Source organism: Candidatus Albibeggiatoa sp. nov. BB20 (assembly GCA_016744725.1).
Lineage (GTDB): Bacteria > Pseudomonadota > Gammaproteobacteria > Beggiatoales > Beggiatoaceae > Albibeggiatoa.
This window is the reverse complement of record JADGDW010000231.1, coordinates 1-5,220: the sequence shown is the minus strand read 5'-3', so window position 1 is coordinate 5,220 and position 5,220 is coordinate 1. Positions and strand designations below refer to the sequence as shown.

Sequence of the window (5,220 nt, the reverse complement as noted above, 5' to 3'; positions counted from 1 at the left end):
GAATTACTCTTGTTTTTACAAGATAAACGGTATTTAATTTGGTTTTTTCGTTAACAACCATTATAAACAAAAGGCAATTAAATTCACACTAAAAATAATGTTTTTTTATTGATAATGGCCGAATCAAAGGGCTGACAGCAGATTTAGCTTTAAATTTGAAAGTTGTAGAAATGTCTGTTTGTTATTGAAACGTTCTTGATGGATAAAACGGTATTTAGTCGAGTGGAAAATAATATCAATACTTTCAAGAGAAACAATATGCTACATAATTAAGATAGCCCAATTAACTGAGAATGTAGTAACATAGGAACAGCTTAGAACCACTTAACAGGAATTTTCTTTATGAGACTGCCCCATCTTTTTATACTCATAATGAGTTTATACTGGCTTAATATTGCTCAAAGCTCTGCTGTGGAACAACTTGATGATGCTGTAGGTAGTTGCAGTATGGCTCTGCAAGAAAAAAGGTTAATTGAAAATCTTGATTTGGAACAATCTGAGGAACAGACTTTAATCGAGCAAGCAACACGTTTGCAAGCACAAGGTTACTATGCCGCTTCAATTAAGGTATTAAAATATTTACTGAGTGCCAAACTAGATAACTTATCCCCTGACCAAAAAATATTATTACACAGCCGTTTAGGTGATGCTTACCTTGCAATTCAGCAATTAGATAATGCCCAAACTGAAATTGAAATTAGTTTAGAAATGGCGCAACAGGCTCAAAACCCTGAATTACTGTCTCATGTTTATAATAATTTAGGCAATTTTCATGGGGTAAAAAAACAGTATGCTTTAGCTCAAGAGGCTTATGACCAAGCAATTACACTTGCCCAGCAACAAAAAGATGAAGCCTTATATAGTCAAGCTTTAGCTAATAAAGTACGTGCTTATCTGAAACAAAAAGCGATTCCAGATAGTATTAAAACCCTAAAAATAGCCCAAGCTCATACTCAAAAACAACCTGATGATTCAACAAAAAACTTCCGATTATTATCTCTTGGCCAATTAGGCTTAATGATTCATAAGCAAGCACCTGATAGCCAACAACTCGTTTATGATATTTTGCAACAAGCTTTAAAATTAGCAATCAATACAGATGATAAACGTTTGACCGCGTATGCTCGTGGTTATTTAGGCCAATTATATGAACAATCAGAACGTTATGATGAAGCGATGCACTTAACACATCAAGCGATTTTCTTATCCCAAGAAATGCCAGATTTGCAATATCGTTGGGAATGGCAACGTGGGCGTATTTTAGTTGCAGAAAATAATATTGATGGTGCGTTGGAAGCCTATCGCCGCGCCTTAGAATATTTACAACCGATTCGCTCAGGTTTATCAAACGGTCAACGTGATGTCAGTAGTGTGTTTTTAGAACGTATTCGCCCTGTGTATTTTGGTTTATCTGATGTGTTATTACGTAAAGCAGCATTAATCTCTGATGAAGCTAAAAAACAAGAATTATTATCTCAAGCAATTGATACTATTGAAAAATTAAAAGTAGCCGAATTGCAGGATTATTTCCAAGATGAATGTGTGACAGCAAAAGAATTAACACCTGTTGATGTTGATAAATCCCATTTAAAAAATACTGCTGTATTCTATCCCGTGTTACTGCCAGAACGTACCGAGCTATTATTAAGCGTGTCTGAAAAAATCTATCAGGTTTCAGTGTCTGTTGATTTAGAAACCATGCAGCAAGTTATTATTGATTTTCAACAGAATTTACAAATTAAAACCCGCCGTAGCTATTTGCGCCAAGCTTGGCAATTATATGATTGGTTAATTAGACCATTAGATGAATTATTAGAAAAACATGAAATTGATACCTTAGTTTTTATTCCTGATGGTGCATTGCGGATGATTCCATTATCTGCATTACATGATAGAGAACAATTCCTGATTGAAAAGTATGCAATTGCGACAACACCTAGTTTAGATTTAACCACGCCTAGTCCATTACCACGTAATAATTTAAGTATTTTGCTTAATGGCTTATCACAAAGTGTGCAAGGCTTTGCCGCGTTACCAAATGTACCTGATGAAATCAGTAATATTAGTAGTTTATTCAAGCAAAGCTCAGTGCTAATGGATGAAGCGTTTTCTATTACTAAAGTCAATGATTCCTTGCAAGAAATGCCTTTTGTGATTATTCACATTGCCTCGCACGGTCAATTTAGTCCTAATCCAAAAGACACGTTTCTATTGACTTATGATGATAAGATTACGATGGATAGATTAGAGCGGATGTTATCGTTTAGTGAGTTTAGAGAGAGTACGGTTGAATTGTTAACCTTGAGTGCTTGTCAAACCGCAGTTGGCGATGAACGAGCCGCATTAGGTTTAGCAGGGGTTGCAATTAAAGCAGGAGCACGTAGCGCATTAGCCAGTTTATGGTTTGTAAACGATTCAGCAACAGCCTTATTGGTGACTGAATTCTACAAGCACATGCAAGACAACAACATTACTAAAGCAGAAGCCTTACGCCGTTCACAAGTGGCTTTAGCCAAACAGCGTGATTTCCGCCATCCTGTATTTTGGGCACCGTTCTTATTGATTGGTAACTGGCTCTAAAATCAAAAAGATTGGCAGTGCTTCTTAATGTAGGGTGGAATATAGTCGTTTTATTTTAAAGTGATACAGGACTGGCAGTCCTCAATTTTAAAAGTGATTGATATTTAAAGTATAAAAGGACTGCCAATCCTACAATCCGAAATTGACTATAGCGCAGCGTTTTCCAGCAAGATATGCGATACGCTTGGGATGGTGGAATACGGTGAGAGAGAGTTTAGTAATAATAACTAACATCAAAGGCTCATCTATTCCACCCTACTTTTTCAAACTTTTTACATTTTCGTAACATGAGGTACTAATACAAAAGAGCAGATACCGTCCTTGGATACTGCACCTTGTTGTCTCAAAATATAAAAATCATATTTAAATCACATGATGTTGTAATTTACAATATTGATGTGCCCATGCTATAAAATCATGTTCCGACATCGCTGGCGCATATAAATAACCCTGCACAAAATTACAATTATTCTGATGCAAAAAATCACGTTGCTCAATAGTTTCCACGCCTTCAGCAATTACCGACATATCTAAAGCATGAGCCATATTAATCATAGCCTTAGTAATTTCCGCATCAATTTTTGAACTGGTAATTTCTTGAATAAAGCTTTTATCTATTTTCAAACAATTGGCTGGAAAACGTTTTAAATAATTTAATGAAGCGTAACCCGTTCCAAAATCATCAATCGTCACACAAATCCCCATTTCTTGAAAACGGTTAATCGTCTTGATTGCAGTGTGAGTATCTTCAAGTAAAGAATGTTCGGTTAACTCCAGTTCTAAATGTTGAGCATCCAAATGGGTGTCATGCAATACTTTGGCAACTAAACTGGCTAGATTTTGACTTCTAAATTGTAACGCAGATAAGTTCACCGCAATCCGTTGCATCGGAAATCCCCGCGCTTGCCATATTTTAAATTGAGTACATGCCGTGTGCAAAATCCATTCGCTGAGTGTAACAATAATACCGCTGTCTTCTAAAATAGGAATAAATTCAACAGGAGACATCAAACCTTTGTATGGATGATTGAATCGAATTAAGGCTTCTACACCGCTTATTTGCTCATTTTCTAAATCTAATTGTGGTTGATAAAATAAAACAAAATCATCTCGTTCTAGGCCACGATGCAATTCTGCTTCAATCTTAAGCCGAGACAAAGCATTGGTTTCCATACTTTGGTTATATACAGCATAACGCGATTTCCCCATCATCTTTGCTCGATACATGGCGGTGTCAGCATCTCGAAGTAAGTTTGCGCCATCATCATGTTCATCATAACTATAAGTTATTCCAATACTGGCTGAAGTCACCACTTCACACCCATCGAGCAAAAAGGGTTGGGCTAATTCCTGATTAATGGTTGCAGCCAAACGGGTTGCATCGGCTAAATCATCGACATATTCTTGAATAATTGCAAATTCATCACCGCCAAATCGGGCGAGTAAATTATCAGGCGCAATACAACTCTGCAAGCGTTCTGCAATTTCCATTAACAGCCAGTCACCCATATCATGACCTAAACTTTCATTCACCATTCTAAATCGATCAATATCAATGAATAATATTGCTAACCGTCGGTGGTTATGTGCTAATTTTTGCATGGCACGTTCTAAATATTCAAAAAATAGCTGGCGATTCGGTAGGCCTGTGAGATGGTCATGTAATGTCGCATGATTCAATTGCTGTTCAATATCTTTGCGTTCGCTTAAATCACGTCCCTCAGCCAGCAGCCATAATACTTTGCCCATTTCATTTTTAATGGGGGTCAAGCTAAAATCGATGATAGTTGGGTTTTGCTGCTCGGTTTCTAATTCCAATTCATAATGAGTAAATTCACCATGTGCTGCAGTTGCGATGGCAGATTTAAATTGTGCCTGATTATTTTTAGCCCACGGCGTTTCCCATACATATTGATTTTGCACCTGCTCCAGTGAACAATTAATACTGTCTAATGCGGTCTGATTGGCTTCTAATACTTTGCCTTTGGGGGAAAATATCCCGACAAATTGTACTGCATGTTTAAATGACAGTTGATAATGTTGACAAGATTTCTCAATATCAATCAATTGATTAATATAACGAATCACACGGTGCAACAAACTCCAATTCAATTGTTTTTTCAGGAGATAATCTATTTTATGTGCAGATAGGTCAAGGTGTTGGGTATCGTCTTCGGTTTTGAGGAGTAAAATGATAGGGGCTTTAGCAAAACGATAGAGCCACCTTAAAAATGCCTCTTGTTTGCTGTGGCGTGCGTAATAGCCAATCAAATAAACATCATAAGTTTCTGATTTAGATGATTTGAGCGCACTTTCATAATTAGGTGCCCAGTCAATTTTTGATTTTCCGCTTTGTTCATCCAAAAATTGGCGGATTATGAGATAATCTTGGGCATCTTCTTCAATAAGTAAAATGTGCATAAGCATTCGGTGGTGTAGGTTCTCGCCAAAATTGATTGAATTTTGCTGGGTTGCAAAACCATTTGTTTTTATCATTCATTACTGAATATCGGTCTTAGGCCAATTTATACATAGCATAATAAAAAGATATTGTTCTCTATGCAAACAGATTTTATCGCATTACTCATGCCACGCTACTGGTTAACATGGTTTGGCTTAGGTCTTTTATGGATTTTTACT

Annotated in this window: 2 protein-coding genes; one reads left to right on the top strand and one right to left on the bottom strand. The window is 36.6% G+C overall.

Annotated features, from left to right (window positions below; all coding sequences use genetic code 11):
- The first annotated feature begins 342 nt into the window (after positions 1–342).
- A complete protein-coding gene (locus ABXH34_RS17645; RefSeq protein ID WP_353573200.1) occupies positions 343–2,580 on the top strand; it encodes a CHAT domain-containing protein in 2,238 nt (745 codons plus the stop codon).
- A gap of 363 nt (positions 2,581–2,943) precedes the next feature.
- Here the strand turns inward: ABXH34_RS17645 and ABXH34_RS17640 are convergent, their stop codons facing one another.
- A complete protein-coding gene (locus tag ABXH34_RS17640) occupies positions 2,944–5,076 on the bottom strand; it encodes a sensor domain-containing protein (protein ID WP_353573199.1) in 2,133 nt (710 codons plus the stop codon).
- Between the last annotated feature and the right edge of the window lie 144 nt (positions 5,077–5,220).

Coding starts and splice junctions, on each gene's coding strand:
- ABXH34_RS17645 (WP_353573200.1), top strand. CDS start 343: ATGAGACTGCCCCATCTTTTTATACTCATAATGAGTTTATACTGGCTT.
- ABXH34_RS17640 (WP_353573199.1), bottom strand. CDS start 5,076: ATGATAAAAACAAATGGTTTTGCAACCCAGCAAAATTCAATCAATTTT.